The following is a 22,679-nucleotide window of genomic DNA, read 5'->3' on the forward strand; positions in this document are numbered from 1 at the left end:
CTGCTAAGCCTCGCGTTTGAGTTTCAGATGCCGCGCATACCATGGCCGCTGCGGCACACGTTTGAACAGCCCCTTGAGCAGCGCTTCATCGGCACCGAAGGTAATGCGCAGGGCCAGCTTCATGATCTCCGGGTCCATTTCCATCGAGCGCCCCTGTTGCAGCCCCGGCGTGGTGCTGCAGCCGTGGGTGTCCGGGCCCAGCCACGGGTCACCTATTTCCACCCAGCGGCCTGGCGCAAACCAGGCTACGCCGTTGACTTCCAGTCGGCTCACCTCGCCTGGGTTGAAGCGCTCGTGGGCACGAAACCAGTCTTCGATGCGGTCATCGATCCAGCCGTGGAAATGCCAGAACACCGGGTTCACATGGGATGAAAACGGGTCGCCCAGAAAGTCATTCTCCGGCGCATACCAACGTGCGGCAAAGTCCGCGGGGTCACGGGCGAAGGGTACCGGGGCGCCGTTGGACGGGTCGCGGGGCACCGAGGCCCAGCGCATATGCAGCCAATCGTGCAGGCCCAGCTCCATTTCCGAGCCCAGTTGGCCCAGGGTCAACTTGGCCAGGTAACGCGGGTCGCGGTATTGGGATTCCCACACCTGGAAGTTGCTGTGGTAGGTCTCGGCCGCCTTGATATCGCTGACCCACTGGGTGTAGTCGGCGTCATCTGGCGCTGACCAACAGGGCGGCAGTGCGAAACCGTCGTGGTTGTCGAAGTAGCGCACAAAGCCCGGGCGATCCCGCTCCAACGGCGGTTGCGGCTCGGGGAATTGCGGCCAGGAGGGCAAGTCCTGCATGGAACGTGCGGTGCCGAGCATGTGGCGGTGCATGAAGAAGAAGTCGATGCCCGAACCATTGCGGTCCTTGCGCTTGCCGCGGGCGTCGCGTTCCTGACCACGGGGCCCCGGTTGCCAGCCGATGCCGCGCAGGGCCTCGCGTTTTTCTTCGGAGAGCTTGTGCCATTGGTCGCGGGTGGCGTGCCACAGTTGGTGAAACAGGCGGTGCTCGGGAGAAATCAGCCAGGCCAGCAAGGTCGGGTTGAGGCCGATGCGCTGGCGGGCTTCGGGGAACAGTTGTTTGTGGGCGATAAAACGGTTGTCGCGTTCGGTCAGCGCCAGGGGCCGCTCAAGGTCGAGGATGTGCCCGCTGAGGGTGGCGCTGCCGGCATTGCCGAAATCGGCCCAGACTTCATCCAGGGTCATCTTGAATTCATAGGCCGGCACGCCGCCGGCTGAATCGCGGTCGATCAAGCGCCAATAGAGCACGGCGCCCTCGCCCGTCAGCACATCACCCAAGACCCGGTAGCGCGGCTCGCCTTCAGCGCGCAGCTGCTCGGCGGTGTCCAGGTAACCGCGCAGGCCACGCCCACGGGGGGCGATGTCGAGCAGCAACTCCAGGCCATGCAGCGGCAGGCCCGCAAGGCCCGCGTCGCGGCCTTCCAGGCGCAGGCTCCAGACGCCCCGCAGGGTGTTCGCCAGGTGCTGGCCCTGGGTGTCAGCGAGGTCGACCGTAGCTTCGCCGGGGGTGATAGGAAACTCTTCTTCCCGCGTCAACTCGCGATGGGCATAAAAGGCCGCGGGCACGGCTGCACCGGTCAGCGCCAGGCCTGCGATGAACCCACGTCGAGAGATTGTCATTGGCTACCTTAGGAAACAGCTTGATCAGAGCTAGAACGTTTGCAACCCGATGAAATTTACCGCCCTGCCCCCGCCACCTAAATTTCCCCCGTCATCGCTCGTTCTTCCCTGATAGCAAAGGCCTCAACTGACTGAGATGGCAATGACAAAATCACGTTCGAAAAAGGCGCTGTATATTGGCCTGCCGCTGGCCCTGGCTATCGGCGCCGGGGCTGGTTTCCTGGTCTGGGATCAGTGGTTCAAGGGCAACGCCGGCTACCCGCTGGAGGTGATCAAACAGGCCAATGAAATGCAGGACCGCCTGTTGTCGTTCGACAGCCACATCACCCTGCCCCTGGATTTCGGCACGGCGGGCAACGAGGCCGACAAGGATGGCAGCGGCCAGTTCGACCTGGCCAAGGCCGCCCGCGGCCGATTGTCGGGCGCCGCGCTGACGATCTTCGGCTGGCCGGAAATCTGGAACGGCGCCAACGCCCCGCACAAGCCCACCGATGGTTTTGTCGAAGAGGCCCGGCACGAGCAGGAAGTGCGCTACAAGATCATCTCCGGCATGGTGCGTGACTTTCCCAACCAGGTGGGCATTGCCTACACACCGGACGATATGCGCCGCCTGCACGGCGAAGGCAAGTTCGCGATTTTTATCAGCATGCTCAACGCCTACCCCTTGGGCAATGACCTGAACCAGCTGGACTTGTGGGCCGCACGCGGCATGCGCATGTTCGGGTTCAGCTACATCGGCAATAACGCCTGGTCCGACTCGTCGCGCCCGCTGCCGTTCTTCAATGACTCCACCGATGCCCTCGAGGGCCTGTCGCCTATCGGCCAGCAAGCGGTGCATCGCCTCAATGACCTGGGGGTGATCATCGACGTGTCGCAGATGTCGACCAAGGCCCTGGAGCAAGTCGCGCAGTTGAGCCGCACGCCGATGGTGGCGTCGCACTCGGCGCCACGGGCATCGGTGGACATCCCGCGCAACCTCAGTGACAAGGAGCTGCAACTGATCAAGAACAGCGGCGGCGTGGTGCAAGTGGTGGGTTTCCCCGCCTACCTGCGCCCCTTGAGCCAGCCGACCCAGGACAAGCTCAATACCTTGCGCGCACGCTTCGACCTGCCGCCACTGCCCAACCTGGCCATGGCCCTGATGCCCGGCGATGCAATCATTGCCGCCTGGCCCGAGCAACGCTTCGGCCAATACGCCAGCGCGCTGTACGGCATTCTCGAGGAAGAACCCAAGGCCACCCTCAAGGACCTGGGCGATGCCATCGACTACACCGTGCGCAAGATCGGCATCGATCATGTCGGCATTGCCTCGGACTTCAACGACGGCGGCGGCCTCCAGGGCTGGGAGAACGTCGGCGAGGTGCGCAACGTCACTGCCGAACTGATCCAGCGCGGCTACTCCGAAGCCGATATCGCCAAGCTGTGGGGAGGCAACTTCCTGCGGGTGTGGGACCAGGTACAAAAAGCCGCCAAGCCATTGGCCAATCGCTAACCACCACGAAGTAAGTCCATGACCGACCGCCGTACATTTCTCAAGCAGGCCGGCGTCTTTGCCGCGAGCCTGCCGCTGGGCACCGCGTTGCTGCCTCAGGCAGTAGCCGCTGTTACGAACGACCCATGGACGGGATTGAAGCAACTGTTCAACCAGGACCCCAATTACCTGCATTTTTCCAACTTTCTGGTGGCCTCGCACCCCAGGCCCGTGCGCGAGGCCATCGAACGCTACCGCCAACAGATCGACCGCAACCCTGGCCTGGCCATGGACTGGGACCTGCAGGAAACCTGGAAGCGCGAGGGCCAGGTACGCGAGTGGGCCGGCCGCTACCTGAACGCCACGCCAGCGCAGATCGCCCTCACCGGCAGCACGTCCGAAGGGCTGGCGATGATCTATGGCGGGATCAAGGTGCGCGCCGACCAGGAAATCCTCACCACGGTGCATGAGCATTACGCCACCGCGTTCAGCCTGGACTTCCGGGTACGCAAGGAGCAAACCCAGGTTCGTAAGATACGCCTGTTCAAAAACCCCAATCAGGTCTCGGCCGATGAAGTGCTGGGCAACATCCAACGCAACATTCGCCCCAACACCCGCGTGCTGGGCATGACCTGGGTGCAGTCCGGCAGCGGCGTGAAACTGCCCATCGGTGAGATTGGCAAGCTGGTGGACGAACACAACCGCAACCGCGACGAGCCGGACCGCCTGCTCTATATCGTCGATGGTGTGCACGGCTTCGGCGTGGAAGACCTCGACTTCCCCGCTATGCACTGCGACTTCTTCATCGCTGGCACCCACAAGTGGATGTTCGGCCCGCGGGGCACCGGCCTGGTATGCGCCCGCGAGACCGAAAACAAATACGTCACACCGATGATTCCGACCTTCTCCGAAGACAAAAACTTCGCCACGACCATGACGCCCGGCGGCTACCACGCCTTCGAACATCGCTGGGCCGCCGACGAAGCCTTCAAGCTGCACCTGCAACTGGGCAAGGCGCCGGTGCAGGCACGTATCCATGCCCTCAACACCGAACTCAAGGACCAACTGCTGGCCCACCCGCAGATCGAACTGGTGACACCGCGCAGCCCCGACCTGTCAGCCGGATTCACTTTCTTTCGGGTCAAGAACTGGGACAGCGATGCCGTTGCGGCCTACCTGATGAAAAACCGCGTGGTGGTGGACGCGGTGGACCGTGACGTTGGCCCGGTGATTCGCACCTCGCCGGGCCTGCTTAACAACTCCGATGAGATCCAGCGCTTCATGACCCTGCTGAGCCAGCGGTTATGACCCCTTTTCCCTTTGAACGAGACGCCTCCATGATGCCATCCCGACTCAAACCGCTCACCGCATTGGCACTCACCGCCCTGTGCGGCGCCCTGCTGCCCGGCCTGGCCCAGGCCGCTGCCCCACAACCGGGCAAGGTCTTCAAAGACTGCAAGGACTGCCCGGAAATGGTGGTGCTTCCCGCCGGCACCTTCACCATGGGTACGCCGGACGACGAAGTGGGCCGCGAGCCTGACGAAGGCCCGATGCACGAGGTGACCTTCGCCAAGCCGTTCGCCATGAGCCGCTTCCATGTCACCGCCGGCGAATGGGACAGCTACGTGCGCCAGACCGGGGTCAAGATCGCCAATGGCGACGACCGCCCCGGCCGCGAATGCATCGCCAGCAAGCCGCGTTACCCCCAGGGGCCACGCCAGCCGGCGGTGTGCATGGACATGGACGACATCAAGCAGTACGTGAGCTGGCTGTCGAAGAAGACCGGGCACACGTACCAGATGGTCAGCGAAGCCCAGCGTGAATACGCCGCCCGCGCCGGCACCACCGGCCCGTTCCCCTTCCCGTTCGACGAAGGCAAGGGCTACAGCATCGCCCAGCACGCCAACACCTACGGCCCGGCGGACGGCTACAGCTATTCGTCGCCCGTGGGCAGCTACCCACCGAATGCCTTCGGCATGTATGACATGCACGGCAATGTGTATGAGCGGGTGGCTGATTGCGAGCATCCGAACTACGTCGGCGCGCCAACTGATGGCAGTGCCTGGGTGGAGCCCAACTGCGAGGCCTACCAGATCCGCGGCAATGACTGGGGCGAGGCGCCGGTGTTTTCACGCTCGGGCAATCGCAACAACATCTACCCGCAGACTCGCGGGGACTGGATCGGCTTTCGGGTCGTGCGCGAGCTCTAATACCTTGTAGGTGCGAGCTCGCTCGCGAAAAACGCCAACGATGACGCGTGCTCTCTGAATAAACGCGGCGTCTGTGAGATTTTCGCGAGCAAGCTCGCTCCTACAGGGTTCGTGCCCGCATGTTCAGCGTTGTTTGGCCAACAGCTCCAAGCCTTCATGCAGCGCCGGGAACAGGCTGTTGTTGAAGTTGTTCCAGCGCAACTCAAGGATGGTGTCTTCGGGCGAAATCTGGGTCTTGAGCACGTCGTGGAACACCTCTCCCGAGTCGATGCCGTTATCCACGTAGTGGAATGACGCACCGGTCCAATACAACGGCTCGCACGCCTGAGTCGCTTTGGTTGCCCAGTCGGTGATCGCCTGCCCACGTGCGCCGTACAGCGCATTCCAGGTGGCGTACGCCCCACGGCGTTCGTAAGGTGACTCGAGGCGGGTGATGCCCGGATGAATGTTCATGATGCGCCGTGCAAACGGCGCACCCGGGCGCACCAGTTCGTCGAGGATCACCAGCAAACCATCCAGCACCACGATGTCAGCCTTCAACTCCACCAGGGTGTCATGCAGCCGACGCTCGAAATCCTGCTTGCCGGCGACATGTTCGGCGCTGCCTCGTGGCAGGCGACGATAGGTCGACGGCACGCTGAGCAGCAGGTCGTTGACCAACGTGCCCTGCACACGCAAGTCCGCTGGGTACAGCCACTGGCGACCCGGCTGGTAGGCGAAGCCGTAGTCCGCCACCAACTGCTGGTCCCGCGGGTTGTGCTCATCGTCGTCATACACCACGCCTACGAGGTTGTAAGCCTCGCCCAGCGACGTGTCGTTGAGCGAGCCCACCAGAAACTCCAGCACCGATTTCATATAACGCTCGTGGTCTTTATAGGCCACCGGCTGCCCCGCCTTGTCGGCGGCGGCATTTCTCAGGGACCAGGCATACACCAGGTTCTTTTTCGTCATGTGTTTCGCTCTCGCTCAAAGGGCCACGCACGGCATTGATACACGTGCGCCTACAGAACAAGAACGAACCAGGCCCCGGGCAATTTATCGCTCACTGCCACCGTCCGGCACGCCGCGCTAAATAGTCACGCCACAGCTTCGTTTGTCATGGGTAAGGGTCTGTGTGCCCAGCCCCCTCTTTTCACTTTCCGGGAAGTATTTATGACCGACCCCAAGCGCGGCGCCTTCAAAGGTTTGCTCGCATTGCTCAGGCCCTTTCGCACCATCGTGACGGTCTCCGTCGCCCTTGGCATGGCGGGCGGCCTGGCCATTACCTTGCTGTTGGCGACGATTAACAATGCCCTGCATTCGGCGGGGGGGATGACTCAGGGTGTGGTGTTAACCTTCGCCGCGTTGTGCGTGGTGGCGCTGGTCAGCTCGATCATTTCCGACATCGGCACCAACTACGTCGGGCAACGGATCATTGCCGCCCTGCGCAAGGACCTGGGTGAAAAGGTGCTGTCAGCGCCCATCGGGCAGATCGAGCAATATCGCTCTCACCGCCTGATCCCGGTGCTGACCCACGACGTGGACACCATCAGCGACTTTTCCTTTGCCTTCACGCCCCTGGCCATCGCCGCCACCGTTACCCTGGGATGCCTGGGTTACCTGGCTTACCTGTCCGTGCCGATGTTCCTGATGATGGTGGTCGCAATCATCATCGGCAGCGCCGTGCAATTCATCGCGGGCGGCAAAGGCATCCAGGGCTTCGATCTGGCCCGTAGCCACGAAGATGAATTGCAGCGTTACTACAATGCGATTGCTTCGGGAGCCAAGGAACTGCGCATGCACCGTCCGCGGCGGTTTCGCATGAACACCCACCGCATCCAGGAAACCGCAGACCGCATCAGCGATATCCAGGTGCGTTCAGTCAACATCTATATCCTGGCCAAGACCTTTGGCTCGATGCTGTTCTTCGTGGTCATCGGCCTGGCCCTGGCGATGCAGGCCTACAACCCCAACCCCGACCCCACGGTGATTACCGGCTTCGTGCTGGTACTGCTGTATATGAAAGGCCCGTTGGAGCACCTGCTGGGTTACTTGCCCGTGGTTGGCAAGGCGAAGATTGCCTTCGGGCGCATCAGCGAACTGTCGGAACGTTTTTCTTCGCCCGAGCCCCACTTGTTGATGGACGACAGTGAAGCGCCGAAGCCTGTGGTCAACAGCCTTGAACTGCGCGGCGTCAGCTACAGCCCGCCAGCGGTTGAAGGCAGCCAACCGTTCCACCTGGGGCCGATCAACCTGAGCATCAAGCAAGGCGATATCGTGTTTGTCGTGGGCGAGAATGGTAGCGGCAAGACCACCCTGATCAAGCTGCTGCTGGGCCTGTATCCACCTCAGGCGGGTGAGATCCTGCTCAACGGTACAGCGGTGACCGACCCAGAGCGCGACGATTATCGCCAGTTGTTTACCACCGTGTTTTCCGACTATTACCTGTTCGATGACCTGGTACAAGGCAGCGCCACCCAGTCCCTGGACAGCGCCACCAAATACCTTGAGCGCCTGGAAATCGCGCACAAGGTCAGCGTCAAGGACGGCGTGTTCAGCACCACTGACCTGTCCACCGGCCAACGCAAGCGCCTGGCCCTGGTCAATGCCTGGCTGGAAGAGCGCCCGGTACTGGTGTTCGACGAGTGGGCCGCCGACCAGGACCCGGCCTTCCGCCGCATCTTCTACACCGAGCTGCTGCCGGACCTCAAACGCCTGGGCAAGACCATCATCGTGATCAGCCACGATGATCGTTATTTCGACATCGCCGATCATCTGGTGCGCCTGCGTGCCGGTCAGGTGGTGCATGAGATGGAGCCTGCATGAAGTACCGGAATAATTTTTTCCGGTTTTGCGAAGTAGGAACGTCTCACTAGTGGTAATGAGAACTAACCTCAATAAACACTTAGAATTGCCCACTTAAAACATAGAAGAGAAAGCATCCATGCCAGCACGACTCGGTCTCAGCCCCCTGAGCAAAGCGCTATCCATGCGCCGGGCCCTGAACATCAACCTCTTGCCCAGTGCCTTGGCGTTGGCTGTGTCGATGCCGATTGCAGGCTATGTGCAGGCCCAGGAGATCGAGTTGAATATTCCTGCGCAGTCGCTGGGGAGCGCACTGCAGGAATTTGGCCGCCAGACCAATGTGCAAGTGCTCTACAGCCCGGGCGATGTGCAGGGCAAGAACAGCCCCGCCGTCAAGGGCAAGATGCAGCCGCAGCAGGCCATAGCTGCATTGCTGGCCGGTAGCCAGACTACCTATAACCTCAACGGCAATACCTTGACCGTCACTGCTGCTGGCAGCGGTGGTGGGCTCGAGCTGAGCCCGACGCAAGTGACCGCCAACTACTTGGGCAACGTCACCGAAGGTTCTGGTTCCTACACGCCTGGCACGATTGCCACGGCTACACGTTTGACGTTGACCCCACGGCAAACTCCGCAGTCGATCACCGTGGTGACTCGCCAGCACATCGAGGATTTTGGCCTCAACAACATGGATGACGTGATGCGCCATACGCCGGGCATCACCGTTTCCGCCTACGACTCCGACCGCACCAACTACTATTCCCGTGGTTTTTCGGTCAATAGTTTCCAGTACGACGGTATTCCATCGACTGTGCGTAACGTCGGCTATTCGGCGGGCAACACCCTGAGCGACATGGCGATCTACGACCGTGTTGAAGTCCTCAAGGGCGCTACCGGCCTGCTCAACGGTGCCGGTTCCCTGGGTGCGACCATCAACTTGATCCGCAAGAAGCCAACCGCGGAATTCAAGGGCCATGTGCAATTGGGGGCGGGTTCCTGGGACAACTACCGCAGCGAAGTGGATGTCAGTGGCCCCTTGACCGACAGCGGCAATATCCGTGGCCGTGCGGTGGCTGCGTATCAGGACAAGAAGTCCTTTATGGACCACTACTCGCGCAAGACCGAAACCTACTACGGCATCACCGAGTTCGACCTGTCTCCCGATACCATGCTGACGGTGGGCTTCGATTACCAGGACAACATTCCACAGGGTTCCAGTTGGTCCGGCTCCTTCCCGCTGGTCAACTCCAATGGCAGCATCAACAAAATGCCGCGCTCCTACAACAACGGCACCACCTGGAGCTCGTGGGAGCAAAACACGCGTACCGCCTTTGCCATGCTCGAGCATGACCTGGGCGACGGCTGGGTGACCAAATTCCAGCTCGACCACAAGATCAACGGCTACCACGCCGATCTGGGTTCGATCCAATTCGTCCAGCCGGCAGCCGATGGCACCGCTGAGATCAACGGGCAGAAATACACCGGCGAGACCAAGAGCACCTCGGCCGACCTCTACGCCACCGGCCCTTTCAGCCTGTTTGGCCGCGAGCATGAACTGGTGGTGGGCGGCTCGATCGGCACCTCACGCTGGCAAGGCAAGGGGTACTGGTCGCCGGAATGGCCTGGCGGTAACAAGGTCGATTTCTATAACTGGAACGGCCATATCGCCAAGCCTATCTACGGTCCTGCCCAACAGCACATCGACGACACTATCCGTCAAACCGGGTATTACCTGACCGCGCGTTTCAACGTGATTGACGACCTGAACGTGATCCTGGGTGGGCGCGTGGCCAACTATCACGTGACTGGCAACAACCCTTCCTACAAGGAAACCGGGCGGTTCATTCCTTACGCCGGTGTGATCTACGACCTCAATGACAACTTCTCGGTATACGCCAGCTACACCGATATCTTCCAACCTCAGGAAAGCACCTATAAGGACCGTAACGAGAAGCTGCTGGAGCCAGACGAAGGGCAGAACTACGAGTTGGGCCTGAAAGGCGAGTTTTTCGATGGCCGCCTCAACACCAGCATCGCTTACTTCGAAGTGCATGAGACTAATCGCCCCATCTCGGATGACGCCTACAACAACCAGACACCTGCCCCGAACAACTGGGCGTTCAAGAGCTCCAAGGCCGTCACCAAAGGCTACGAAGCGGAAATTTCCGGTGAGTTGAGCCCAGGCTGGCAACTTCAAGGTGGCTACACCCACAAGATCGTACGAGACGAAGACGACAAGAAACTCTCCACCTTCGAACCCGAGCATCAGGTCAACCTGAACACCACCTACAAACTCAAGGGCGACCTGGACAAGTTCACCATCGGTGGCGGTGTACGCTGGCAGACCAAAGGTTGGAACGAGATCTGGAACGGGCCACTTGAGAAAAACCAGGACATCACCCAGGAGTCCTACTGGTTGGTGGATTTGATGACCCGCTACCAGGTCACCAAGAACCTGTCGGCTACCGTCAACTTCAATAACATCTTCGACAAGTCTTACTACACCAACGTGGGCTTCTATAACTCAGCCGCCTACGGTGAGCCACGTAATGTGATGGTCAGCACGCGCTGGGACTTCTGATTCCACGCGTCGATCGATCAAACGCCCGGTGAGCATCCCATGCTCACCGGGCTTTTTTTTGGGCGTGCAGAGATACTGGCGAAGAGGGATTGGAGCATAAAAAAACCCGGACACTGGATCCGGGTTTTTGTGATTGAGCGGCGGCTTACCTCAACGCCTCTACCAAACTGCTGATAAACACCGCGCTGTCGATAATGCCATCATGATCGGTCTCAATCATCACTGAGCGCTCGATGCGCCCTTGGCTGATCACCGTTGCCATTTGCTGCTCGATCAGGTCCTTGAAGCGCCCTGCCCGGCTCATGGACGCCCACCAACAAGTGACGGGCGCCTTGATCGGCTTGAAGTCAGCTTGCAGCAAACGCTCACTGAGTGCCCGGTCAACGTCCCAGGAAATCTGCGCCTCATTGCCACGCAGTAATTCATCCTTGATCACCGTGAAGGCTTCGCCCAAAGACTGTTCAGCCCAATTCACAAATTCCCGCCATTGTCCCGTTTCATCCTCGCTATCCCGTTGGCATTGCTGCCAGGCGTGTTGGATGGACTCGGCGAACTCAGGAAACATAACGCCCAGCAACGCTGCGCGGCGCTCATTGGCTGAGATCTCGCGAGCGTTCTCGACCACCACTGCGTCCCAATAGGGTTTGACCCATTGCGGCGGCGCAGCGTCGATCCAGCCGACAAACTCCACTTCTCGGCCGGCTTGCTCCAGGCCGTAGGCGACCTCCATCGCCAGGTTGCCGCCCAATGACCAGCCACCCACGCGGAACGCGCCTTCGGGTTGGGCCACCAACAATTGCGCGGTGTAGTCTTCGACCATTACCTGCCATTGCGGCACCGTGGCGCCCTCTTCGGCCAAGGCACGACACATGACCCCGAACACCGGGCGCTGCTCGCGCAAGGCCAGGGCAATCGCGGTGTAGCAATGCACCGAGCCGAAGCTTGGGTGGAACAGGAACAACGGCGTGCCTTGCGTCTGCTGGTTGAGCTTGACGATCAACGAAGACCGGCTATTGCCCTGCAGGCATTTGACCTGTCCCGCCACAGTAGGGTTAAGCATCAGTTGGCTGACAGACAGGTTCACGCCGCTGACCTTGCGAATTCGCTCCTTGAGCATCAACACTCGCAATGAATGGCCACCGAGCTCGAAGAAGTTGTCGTTGAGCCCTACGCGCTCCACCTCCAGCACCTCGCTCCAGACCGCTGCGATTTGCTGCTCGATCTCGCTAACGGGCGCCTGGAATTGCGCGGCACCGTGAGCCTCTGGCTTGGGCAACGCCTTACGGTCCAGCTTGCCGTTCGGGCTCAACGGCATCTGCGCCAGTACCACCCACTGCGCCGGGACCATGTAGTCGGGCAACTGCTCGGCCAGGTGTGCAACTACCCCTGCCTTCCACTCTTCAAGGGGCTGTTGCAGCACCAGGTAACCCACCAAGTGGGTACCGTCCACCGCCAGCACCGCGGCTTCGCGGACATTGTCGAGCTCCAGCAGGCGCGCTTCGATTTCGCCCAACTCTATGCGCAGGCCGCGCAGTTTGACCTGGTGATCGATGCGCCCGGCATATTCAATCACGCCATCGTCGCGATAACGCGCCAGGTCACCGGTGCGATACAGACGTGTGCCGCTGCCGAACGGGTCGGTCACAAACCGCTCGGCGGTAAGTGCCGCACGGCGGTGATAACCCCGCGCCAAGCCAATACCGCCCAAATACAGTTCGCCCAGCACGCCCACTGGCGCAGGTTCCAGGTTGTCGTCCAGCACGTAGCAGCCCAGGTTGGCAATGGGTCGGCCAATAGGTACGGCGTCGCGACCTTCCTCGACACAGGTCCAATGGGTTACGTCGATAGCGGCTTCGGTAGGGCCGTACAGGTTGTACAAGCCGGCGTGGGGCAATTTGACGAACACCTGTTGCTGGGCATCCGCAGGCAACGCTTCCCCACTGCAAACGATGTGTTGCAGGCTCTGGCATGAAGTAACCGCCGCGTCTTGCAAGAACGCTTGCAACATGGAAGGCACGAAATGCAAGGTGGTGACCTGTTGCTCGTTGATCAGCCGTACCAGCCTGGCTGGATCACGATGATCGCCCGGTGCCGCCACTACCAGACGCGCGCCGGTCATCAGCGGCCAGAAAAACTCCCACACCGACACGTCAAAGCTGAACGGAGTTTTCTGCAACACGCTGTCGTGCGGCGTGAGCCCATATGCCTGTTGCATCCAGCACAGGCGGTTGGTCAGCGCGATATGGCGGTTGCCAGCGCCCTTGGGCTGACCGGTGGAGCCGGAGGTGTAGATCACATAGGCAAGGCTTTCGCCGTGCACCGGGATATTCGGGTTGTGGCTGCTGAAGGTTTCCAGCCAGGTATCGCCACATTCCAGCACCAGGGTTTGTACACCGGCGGGAACCGGCAGTTGCGCCAGTAGATGAGCCTGGGTCAACAGCAGTTGCACACCACTGTCCAGCAGCATGTAGGCCAGGCGATCACGAGGATACTCGGGGTCCAGCGGCACATAAGCGCCACCGGCCTTGAGCACCGCCAACAGGCCAACCACCATCTCCACCGAGCGCTCTGCCGCCAGCCCCACCAGCACATCCGGGCCAACCCCGGCCGCCATCAAGCGATGCGCCAGGCGATTGGCCCGGGCGTTCAACGCGCTGTAACTCAAGGCTTGCCCCGCGAAAATCAAGGCGGGTGCATCCGGTGTACGCAGCACCTGAGCCTCGATCAGCGTGTGGACCGCTTGATCCAGCGGGTAATCCACCGCAGTCGCATTCCAATCATGCAATACCCACTGCCGCTCGGCCTGCGCCACTGAGGGCAACGCGCCAAGGCGTTGACTGCCGTCGCTGGCCAGGGCCAGCAGCAACTGCTGGAAGTGCTCGGCCAAGCGCTGGATATGCGCGCCGCTGAAAGCCTGGCGGGAGTAGTTGAACTCCAAGCCCAGTGTCTGGCCTATAGCCAACAACACGGTCAATGGATAGTGGGTCTGTTCCAGGCTGTGCACTGCGCCAAAACGCAGCCCCGACGGTGCCCCCTGCTCCAGCGCCTCGGACACCGGGTAGTTCTCGAACACCAGGATACTGTCGAACAGCGCCTCTCCACCCAGCCCGGCCCAACGCTGGATCTCGAACAGCGGCGTGTGTTCATGCTCACGCAAGCCAACGTTCTGTTGCTGAAGTTGCTCCAGCCAATGGCTGACCGACATTTGCGCATCCGGCGTCGCCACCACCGGCAGCGTGTTAATGAACAAGCCGACCTGCTGTTCAATCCCACGCAGTTCCGCCGGACGCCCTGCTACCGTGGCGCCGAATGCTACGGTGGCTTGCCCGGTGTGGTGATGCAACAGCAACAACCAGGCGCCTTGCACCAGGGTATTGAGGGTCACCTTGTGACGTTGGGCGAAGGCTTTGAGGTGTTCGGTTTGCGCAGCATCCAGGCTCAAGCGATGCTCGCCATTGACCGCCTGGGCCGCATCCACCTCAGTCTCTACGGCACCGGCCAGGCGCGTGGGCGCCTGCAAGTTGACCAGTTGCGCCTGCCAGAACGCCTGGCTGACGGCTTTGTCCTGTGCCTGCAGCCAGCCGATGTAGTCGCGATACCGCCCGGTCGGCGCTGGCAGCGGCTCACCGGCATACTGTTGCAACACCTCGCCGAACAGCTGCGAACCACTCCAGCCATCCATCAAAATATGGTGATTGGTGTAGATCAGGTGGTAGTTCGTCGCCCCCGTGCGTACTAGCGTCAAGCTCAACAGCGGTGCCTGCTCCAGGACAAAACCCTGGGTGCGTGCCGACTCGGCCAGCTCATCCAGGGCCTGGTTGCAGTCCTTACGGGTCTGCCAATCCAACGCCATAAACGGCAGGCGCACCTGCTTGTAGACCACCTGCAAAGGCTGTTCAAGCTCCGCCTGCCAGACAAAACCGCTACGCAGGATCTCGTGGCGTTGCACCGCCACCTGCCAGGCCTGGTGGAAGCGCGCCACATCCAGGCCCTGCACATCAATGCGCATCTGGTTGATGTAGTCACCCGAACCTTCGCCGTACAGCGATTGGAACAGCATGCCTTGCTGCATGGGTGACAATGGGTACAGGTCTTCGACCTCAGCCACGTTCAGTGCCAAGCCATCCAACTGGTCCTGGGACAACCGCGCCAACGGGAAGTCCGACGGCGTCACGCCCTGATGCGCCGACTCACAACAATGATCAATCAGAGCCTTGAGTTCCAAGGCATAGTCGTCGGCCAAGCATTTGACGGTTGCTTCACCGAACATCGCCTGGCTGAAACTCCAGTTCAACTTCAGCTCGCCACCATAGACCTGACCGTTGATTTCCAGCCAGTTGCCCAAAGGTGCCTGCGGGCTTTGCTCTGCACCGCTGGCATCAGCGGTCGGCGTGAACAGTCCTGGCTGTTCGCCGCTGTCGAAGCTGGCATCGAACTGCCCCAGATAGTTGAAGGTGATACGTGGCTGCGGCAAGGCCGCCAACGCCTGTTGCGTTGCGGCATTACCCAGGTAACGCAGGGCACCGAACCCCAGGCCCTTGTCGGGCACGGCTCGCAGCTGCTCCTTGATGCGTTTGAGGGAAGCAGCCAGGGAATCGGCCGGTACCAGTTGCACAGGGTAAAGGCTGGTGAACCAACCGACAGTGCGAGTCAGGTCGATGTCATCGAACAGATCTTCGCGGCCATGACCTTCAAGCCGGATCAACGTCGAAGCCTCGCCGCTCCAGCGCGTAATAACTCGCGCCAGGGCAGTCAACAGCAGGTCATTGATCTGGGTGCGATAGGCACTCGGCGCGTCGTGCAGCAAGCGCCGAGTATAGGTGGCATCCAGGTGTGTGCTCACACTCAGGGCCAGTTGGTTGCTCAGGCTCGCCTGTGGATCGGCGCCCGGCAAGCCGACCGGGCTGCCCTGCAATTGCGTCTGCCACCAAACCAGCTCGTGTTGTAACGCCGGGCTGTTGGCGTAGGTCTGCAGGCGAGCAGCCCAGGCGCGGGTGGCGCTGGTCTTGGCTGGCAGCGTCACAGGGGCGCCTTGGGCCAGTTGCTGATACGTGCTTTGCAAGTCTTCAAGCAGGATGCGCCACGACACACCGTCCACCACCAAGTGATGGATCACCAGCAACAAGCGCTGTGAACCGTCGGCCAACTGCGCCAACACCGCACGCAATAACGGGCCCGCGCCTAAGTCGAGACTGCGTTGGGCCTCTTCGCCCAAAGCCTCAAGTTCTTCGACGCTGTTCAATGTAGTTTGCCATAGCACTTGTTCAGCCTGGTGCTGATCCGGACCACGGTAGGCCGCGCTCCAGCCCTGTGCGCCCTCGACAAAGGTGCTGCGCAAGGCATCGTGATGCACGATCAACGCCTGCAGTGCGGCCAACAACAGCGGTACCTGCAACGGCTGGTGCGGTTGCAGCACCGCAGATTGGTTCCAGTGATGACGCTGGGGAATCTCATCGGCAAAAAAACTGTGTTGCACCGGCAACAACAGCAAATCGCCAGTCAGCGGCGACTGATCCATCTGCACCACACCGTCGCCTTCCCTCGCGACCGTCGCCAGGCTCTGCACCGTCTGATGCTGGAACAACTCCTTGGGCGTGAAACGCACACCCGCCTGGCGGGCGCGGCTGACCAGTTGAATCGAAATGATCGAATCGCCGCCCAGCTCGAAGAAATTATCATGCAGGCCCACCTGTGGCAGGCGTAGCACATCGGACCAGATCGCGGCGATCTTCTGCTCCAACTCGCTCTCGGGCGCCACATACACCTGCTGCATCTGGCTCACATCCGGCAGCGGCAACCCCTTGCGGTCGAGCTTGCCGTTGGGGGTCAGCGGCATACGCTCAAGGAACATCAAATGCGTCGGCACCATGTAGTCCGGCAAGCGGGTTTTCAAGGCGCGCCGCAAGGTTTCGCGACCGTTTGATTGAGCGACAGCATCACCCAGGAGCGTCGGGTCCAGTGGTACGACATAGGCCACCAGTTGTTTGCCGGTCGGCCCCTCCTGGGCCACCACCACGGTTTCACCGACACTGGCTTGCTCACGCAAGCGCGCTTCGATTTCCCCCAGTTCGATACGGAAACCGCGGATCTTCACCTGATGATCGACACGCCCCAGGTAATCCACTACGCCATCCGGACGCCCGCGGGTCAGGTCGCCGCTGCGATATACGCGACTGCCGGGCTTGCCGAACGGGTCCGGCACGAAGCGTTCGGCGGTTAACGCAGGACGCTCCAGATAACCCCGGGCCACGCCCTCGCCGCCCAGGTACAACTCGCCGGCTACGCCGATGGGTTGCAGGTTCAGTTGCGCATCCAACACGTAGCCACTGCGGTTACCCAACAAAGTGCCGATGGGCGCGTAGACGGCGCCACATAGGTCGCCCTTGCGTGCCTTCCACAACAGCGGTGTGACCACGGTTTCCGTCGGGCCGTAGCCGTTGAACAGGTACTTGGGTTTCAGCGCGCGCCACGCCAGGTCATAGCTGGCCTGGGCCACCGCATCACCGCCAAAGCAGTACACCCGCACCGCCGGCGGGTTGCCGTCGCGCTCGGCATGTTCGGCCAACTGTTGCAGGTACACCGGTGGGAACACCGCCATGGTCACGTTATGGCGATGCATCTGCTCGTAGGTGTATTCCGGCAGCCACAGGCTGTCGTCACGGATCAACACGCTGGCGCCGTTGATCAGCGGGTGCATCCAGCCTTCGTGGGAGCCGTCGAAAGCGAACGACATGAAGTGCAGCTCGCAATCGGCCGGCGAGGTTTCATAGCGCTCGCCGGTAGCGATGATATGCGCCACGAGCGGGCCGTGTGACACCGCCACGCCCTTGGGCAAACCGGTGGAACCGGAGGTGTAGATCACGTAGGCGAGGTTGTCGCCGTCCAGCGCCACAGTCGGGGCCGTATCGCTGTAATCCGACCAGGCTTGCACCTGATCCACCGCCAAGGCGTCGAGGCCGTCCGGGATCGGCAACCGGTGTTGCACGGCCGAATGGGTCAACAGCAATTTCGAGCGGCTGTCTTGCATCATGTACAGCAGGCGATCACGTGGGTATTCGATATCCAGCGGCACATACACACCGCCGGCTTTCATCACCGCCAGGAACGCCACCATGATTTCGGCACTGCGCGGCATGGCGATGGCCACCCGCACTTCCGGGCCGACGCCACGAGCGATCAGGGCATGGGCCAGGCGGTTGGCCTGGCGATCCAGTTCGCCGTAGCTCAGGGTTTGCGCGTCGAACTTCACCGCCACCGCCGTCGGGTTTGCCCGGGCGCGATCGGCAAACAGTTGATGCACCAGGCGCTCGGCCGAAAAGCCAGACTCCGTGCGGTTCCACAGTTGCAGGATCTGTTGTTGTTCGGTCGCGTCCAGCAAGCTTAACTGGCTGAGCTGCTGCCGTGGGTTGGCGACCATACCTTGCAGCAGGTTCTGCCAGTGACGCGCCATGCGTTGCACGGTGCTGGCTTCGAACAGGTCCTGGGCATAACCCAAGGTGGCCCATATACCTTCGGTGGACTCCTGAATATCCAGGTCCAGGTCGAAATGTGCGGTCTTGCTGTCCCAGTCCAGCCCTTCTACCCGCAGCCCTGGCAATTGGTGCTGAACCTGAGCCTGGCCGACGTCAGTCTGATGATTGAACATGACCTGGAACAGCGGGTTGTGGCTCAGGCTACGCTCAGGTTGCAGGGCTTCCACCAGTTGTTCGAACGGCAAATCCTGGTGGGCCTGGGCTTGCAGGGCGCGTTGCCGAACGTGCTGCAGCAACTGCTCGACACTCATTTGCCCATGCACATCCGCCTTGAGCACCTGGGTGTTGACGAAGAAGCCAATCAAGCGCTCGGTCTCGCTGCGATTGCGGTTGGCAATCGGCACGCCGACACGTATTTCTTCCTGGCCGCTGTAGCGGTGCAACAAGGTCTGGAACGATGCCAGCAACAACATGAACAGGGTCACGCCCTGCTGGTGGGCCAAAGCCTTGAGCCCCTGGGTGAGTTCGGGCGCCAGCTCGAACGCCAGGCGCGCGCCGCGGTGGCTCTGCACAGCCGGGCGCTGGTGATCGAACGGTAACTCCAGCACGCTCTGCTCACCGCCCAACAGCTCACGCCAGTAGGCCAGTTGACGTTGCTTCTCACCGGCGTCCATCCAGCTGCGCTGCCATACGGCATAGTCGGCATACTGGATCGGCAGCGCCGGCAACTGCACGTCCTGGCCCTGGCTGTAACCGGCATACAACTGCACCAGTTCCTCGACCACCAACTGCATCGACCAACCATCGGAGACGATGTGATGTTGCACCAACACCAACACATGCTCGTCGGCGGCCAAGCGCAACAGCGTGACACGCAGCAACGGGCCTTGTTGCAGGTCGAACGGCTGGGCGATCAGCGCTTGCACCCTGGCTTTGAGCTGGGCGTCATCGACATCAGCCTGGGTGATCGGCAAGGACATTGGCGGCTCAATCACTTGCACCGCGCCGTCTTGATCCTGGCGGATATGGGTGCGAAGGCTTTCATGGCGCGCCAGCAAGCTATCGAAACTGCGTTGCAACGCAGCCAGGTCCAATTGCCCTTTCAGGCGCAGCGCGCTGGGAATGTGATACGCCGCGCTGCGGGGTTCCAGTTGCCAGAGAAACCATTGCCGCTCCTGGGCGTAAGACAGTGGCAACGGCTGCACGCGCCCCGCCGGCAGTAGGGCCGGCGCCGTTGGCAATAGGCTCTCCTGGGTTTGCAAGGCCGCGACAAACGCCTCCAGCCGCGGGTGTTCGAACACGGCTTTGAGCGGCACTTCCAGGCTCAGGGTCTGGCGGATGCGTGACACCACCTGCATTGCCAACAGGGAATGCCCTCCCAGTTCGAAGAAGTGCTGGTTCAAGCCCACCCGTTCGGCCCCCAGAATAGCCGCCCAGATCGCCGCCACCTGTTGTTGCAACGGGGTGACCGGCGCTCGCCAATCCTGTTGTTCCACGCTGGCATCTGGCTTGGGCAGGGCCTGGCGATCCAGCTTGCCGTTGGGGTTGAGCGGCATGCGGTCGAGGAAGATCAGGTGCGCCGGCACCATGTAGTCCGGCAGATGGTCGCGCAAGGTGGCCATCAACTGTTCGCCCACCTCGGCGCGCTCGGTTTCAGACAGCGTCTGCGCAGGCACCAGGTAGGCCAGCAGTTGGTTGTCGGCAGCCAGCAACAGCGCTTCACGCACGCTGTCCTGGGCCAGCAGCACGGTTTCGATTTCACCCAGTTCAATGCGGAAACCACGGACCTTGACCTGGTGATCGACCCGCCCGACATATTCCACCACACCATCGGCGCGATAACGCGCCAGGTCGCCGGTGCGGTAAAGGCGCTCGCCGGATGGGCTGAACGGATCAGCGACAAAGCGCTCGGCGGTCAGGCCTGGCCGTTGCAAATACGCACGGGCCAAGCCATTGGCGCTGGCGATATAGAGTTCACCCACGGCGCCCAGCGGTAGCAGGTTCAGGTCACGGTCCAGCACATACAGGCCACGCCCTGGCAGCGCCCGGCCAATGGGGCTGGCACCGCCGGCGCCGACGGCGCTCGGGTCAGTGCAGTCCAGCACGCTGGAAACCACGGTGGCCTCGGTAGGCCCGTAGGTATTGAGCAAGCGCACATGGCCGAGCCCGGCGCGCTGCCACAATAGTGGGCCGTCCAACGGCATGGCTTCGCCGCCGATATGGATCTGGCGCAAAGCACCATAGGTCCTTGGGCCTGCTGCCAGGCAATCTTGCAGGAACAGCTTCCAGTAGGCCGTGGGCAAGTCGGCCAGGGTAATGCCCTGGGCGATGATCTGCCGATACAGCTCGGCACCGTCCCACAACTGCGGGCCACGCAGTACCACGGTGGCGCCAAGGGTCAGGGCTGGGTACAGCTGCTCGACGAAACCGTCGAAGTTCAAGGTGGCAAACTGCAGCACTCGGTCCTGGGCAACCAGCTGCGAGTAATCCGCCGCGATGCCAGCAAACTCACTCAGTGCAGCCTGGCTGATGGCAACCCCCTTGGGCTTGCCTGTGGAGCCGGAGGTGTAGATCACATACGCCAGGCTCTGGGGCTCGACATCAACCGGTAAATTACTGTCGGCACACAACGCCAACTGCGCCTGGACCCGGTCGATGTCCACCGCCAGCACCCGGGCCGGCAACGGCAGACGCCCATGCAGGTGGGATTGGGTCAACACCAGGCCCACACCACTGTCCTCAAGCATATGCGCCAGGCGTTCGCGGGGGTACTCAGGGTCCAGCGGCACATAGGCCGCTCCTGTCTTGAGCACCGCGAGCAAGCTGACCACCATGGAAAAAGAGCGCTCCACGGCGATCCCCACCAGCCCTTGGGGGCCGACGCCCTGGGCCAGCAGGTAATGCGCCAGGCGGTTGGCCTGACGGTTCAGTTCTCCATAGCTGAGGGCCTGCTCATCCAGGGCCAGGGCCTGACGTTCCGGCTGCTGATCAGCCTGGGCTTCAAACAGCCGGTGCACAGCCTCAAAGGGGGTGACACCAGCCGGGGTGTTCCAGTCCTGGAGCATCCTGTGTTGCTCAGCGGCACCCACCATCGGCAGCTCGCAGAGGCGGCTGCGGGGTGCACTCACCACCGCCTGCAGCAGGTACTGCCAATGTTGCGCCAAGCGCTCGATGGTGGCGGCATCGAACAGGTCGGTGGCGTAGGTCAGCGCGGCCCAAAGCCCGTCGGCGGATTCATGGGTGTCCAGGCTCAGGTCAAAATGGGTGGTCTGGCTGTCCCAGTCCAGTTCCACCACACGCAGGCCCGGCAACTGTTGGCCTTCGCGGCCGCCCTGGGCCTCGGTCTGGTGGTTGAACATCACCTGGAACAACGGGTTATGGCTCAAGCTGCGTTCAGGCTGCAATGCCACCACCAGTTGCTCGAACGGCAGGTCCTGATGAGCCTGGGCCTCGAGGGCGCGGCGTTTGGTTTGTTGCAGCAGCTCGGCAAAGCTCATCTGCCCGTCAAGGTCAGCCTTGAGTACCTGGGTGTTGACGAAGAAGCCGATCAGCCGCTCGGTTTCGACGCGGTTACGGTTGGCGTTCGGCACGCCAATGCGGATATCCGACTGCCCGCTGTAGCGATACAACAGGGCTTGGAACGACGCCAGCAGTAGCATGAACGCGGTCACGCCCTCTTGCTGCGCCAGGCGCTTGAGGCCCGCCACCAACGTCGGTTGCAGATGCACCTGCAGGCTTGCACCGCGATGGCTTTGCTGCGCCGGGCGCGGGCGGTCAAGCGGCAATTCCAGCACCGGTTGCTCGCCGCCCAGCAGGGCCTGCCAATACGCGAGTTGGCGCGCCTGTTCCCCGGCTTCCATCCAGCCGCGTTGCCACAGCGCGTAGTCGGCGTACTGGATCGGCAGTTCCGGGAGTTGCAGGTCATGGCCCTGGCTATGGGCGGCGTAGAGCTGCACCAGTTCCTCCACCATCACCTGCATCGACCAGCCATCGGAGACGATGTGGTGCTGCACCATCACCAGCACATGCTCATCCTCGGCCAGTTGCAACAGCGTCACACGCAACAACGGCGCCTGGTGCAAATCGAACGGCCGCGCCACCTCCTCTTCCACCCGCGCCATCAACTGCGCTTGGTCGACATGCGCCTGCTGGATCTGCACCCGCGCCTGCGGCATCACTGCCTGCCACAGACGTTCATCGTCCTCGACCAATTGCGTGCGCAAGCTTTCATGCCGGGCCAGCAGGCTGTCGAAACTGCGTTGTAACGCTGCCAGGTCCAAGTGCCCGTGCAAACGCAGGGCGCCAGGGATGTGGTAGGCGGTACTGTCCTTGTCCAGTTGCCAGAGGAACCACTGGCGTTCCTGGGCGTAAGACAACGTCGGTGTGTCGCTGTCGTGGCGGGTGGGAGCAATCGGCAGTTGAGCGAAACTCATGCCCCGGCTTTGCAGGCGCTGGTAAAACTGCTGGCGCTGCTCCAGAGGCAAGCGAAGAAAGCGCGACACCAGGTCGATATTAGGGTTGGAAAGCAT

General features: G+C 61.6%; 8 protein-coding genes. 5 read left to right on the forward strand and 3 right to left on the reverse strand.

The genetic code is table 11. From position 1 onward, the window contains the following. Window positions 1-3: 3 nt before the first annotated feature. Window positions 4-1,632: a pyoverdine maturation tyrosinase PvdP gene (pvdP, locus tag GIV26_RS02430; protein ID WP_034127736.1), complete on the reverse strand. Its 1,629-nt coding sequence runs from the start codon at window positions 1,630-1,632 to the stop codon at window positions 4-6. 142 nt (window positions 1,633-1,774) lie between these two features. On the opposite strand from pvdP, the gene pvdM reads away from it, so the two are divergent. Genes pvdM through pvdO form a run of 3 tightly spaced genes read left to right on the forward strand, consistent with a single transcriptional unit; the run spans window position 1,775 to window position 5,313 of the window. Continuing rightward, window positions 1,775-3,124, forward strand: a complete 1,350-nt coding sequence (gene pvdM / locus GIV26_RS02435) for a pyoverdine-tailoring dipeptidase-like protein PvdM (RefSeq protein ID WP_034127737.1) — start codon at window positions 1,775-1,777, stop codon at window positions 3,122-3,124. 18 nt (window positions 3,125-3,142) lie between these two features. Then, a complete protein-coding gene (gene pvdN / locus GIV26_RS02440) occupies window positions 3,143-4,411 on the forward strand; it encodes a pyoverdine-tailoring periplasmic protein PvdN (protein ID WP_236279427.1) in 1,269 nt (422 codons plus the stop codon). Window positions 4,412-4,440: 29 nt separating this feature from the next. Further along, window positions 4,441-5,313 carry a dihydropyoverdine dehydrogenase gene (gene pvdO, locus GIV26_RS02445; RefSeq protein WP_034127738.1) on the forward strand — a complete coding sequence of 291 codons (873 nt, stop codon included), beginning with the start codon at window positions 4,441-4,443 and terminating at the stop codon, window positions 5,311-5,313. A gap of 123 nt (window positions 5,314-5,436) precedes the next feature. Here the strand turns inward: pvdO and GIV26_RS02450 are convergent, their stop codons facing one another. Then, complete coding sequence (locus GIV26_RS02450; protein WP_236279428.1) at window positions 5,437-6,264, reverse strand: N(5)-hydroxyornithine transformylase PvdF; 828 nt, start codon at window positions 6,262-6,264, stop codon at window positions 5,437-5,439. A gap of 201 nt (window positions 6,265-6,465) precedes the next feature. Between GIV26_RS02450 and GIV26_RS02455 the strand changes: the two genes are divergently transcribed. Next, window positions 6,466-8,118 carry a cyclic peptide export ABC transporter gene (locus GIV26_RS02455; RefSeq protein WP_034127740.1) on the forward strand — a complete coding sequence of 551 codons (1,653 nt, stop codon included), beginning with the start codon at window positions 6,466-6,468 and terminating at the stop codon, window positions 8,116-8,118. Between the two features lie 118 nt (window positions 8,119-8,236). After that, window positions 8,237-10,678 carry a TonB-dependent siderophore receptor gene (locus tag GIV26_RS02460; RefSeq protein ID WP_080757696.1) on the forward strand — a complete coding sequence of 814 codons (2,442 nt, stop codon included), beginning with the start codon at window positions 8,237-8,239 and terminating at the stop codon, window positions 10,676-10,678. A 145-nt stretch (window positions 10,679-10,823) separates the two neighbouring features. Here the strand turns inward: GIV26_RS02460 and GIV26_RS02465 are convergent, their stop codons facing one another. After that, window positions 10,824-22,679 (reverse strand): non-ribosomal peptide synthetase, encoded by an 11,856-nt coding sequence (locus GIV26_RS02465; RefSeq protein ID WP_236279429.1) that lies wholly within the window; start codon window positions 22,677-22,679, stop codon window positions 10,824-10,826.

The sequence above is a fragment of the Pseudomonas sp. PA-1-3F genome (assembly GCF_021609665.1).
GTDB lineage: Bacteria > Pseudomonadota > Gammaproteobacteria > Pseudomonadales > Pseudomonadaceae > Aquipseudomonas > Aquipseudomonas paracarnis.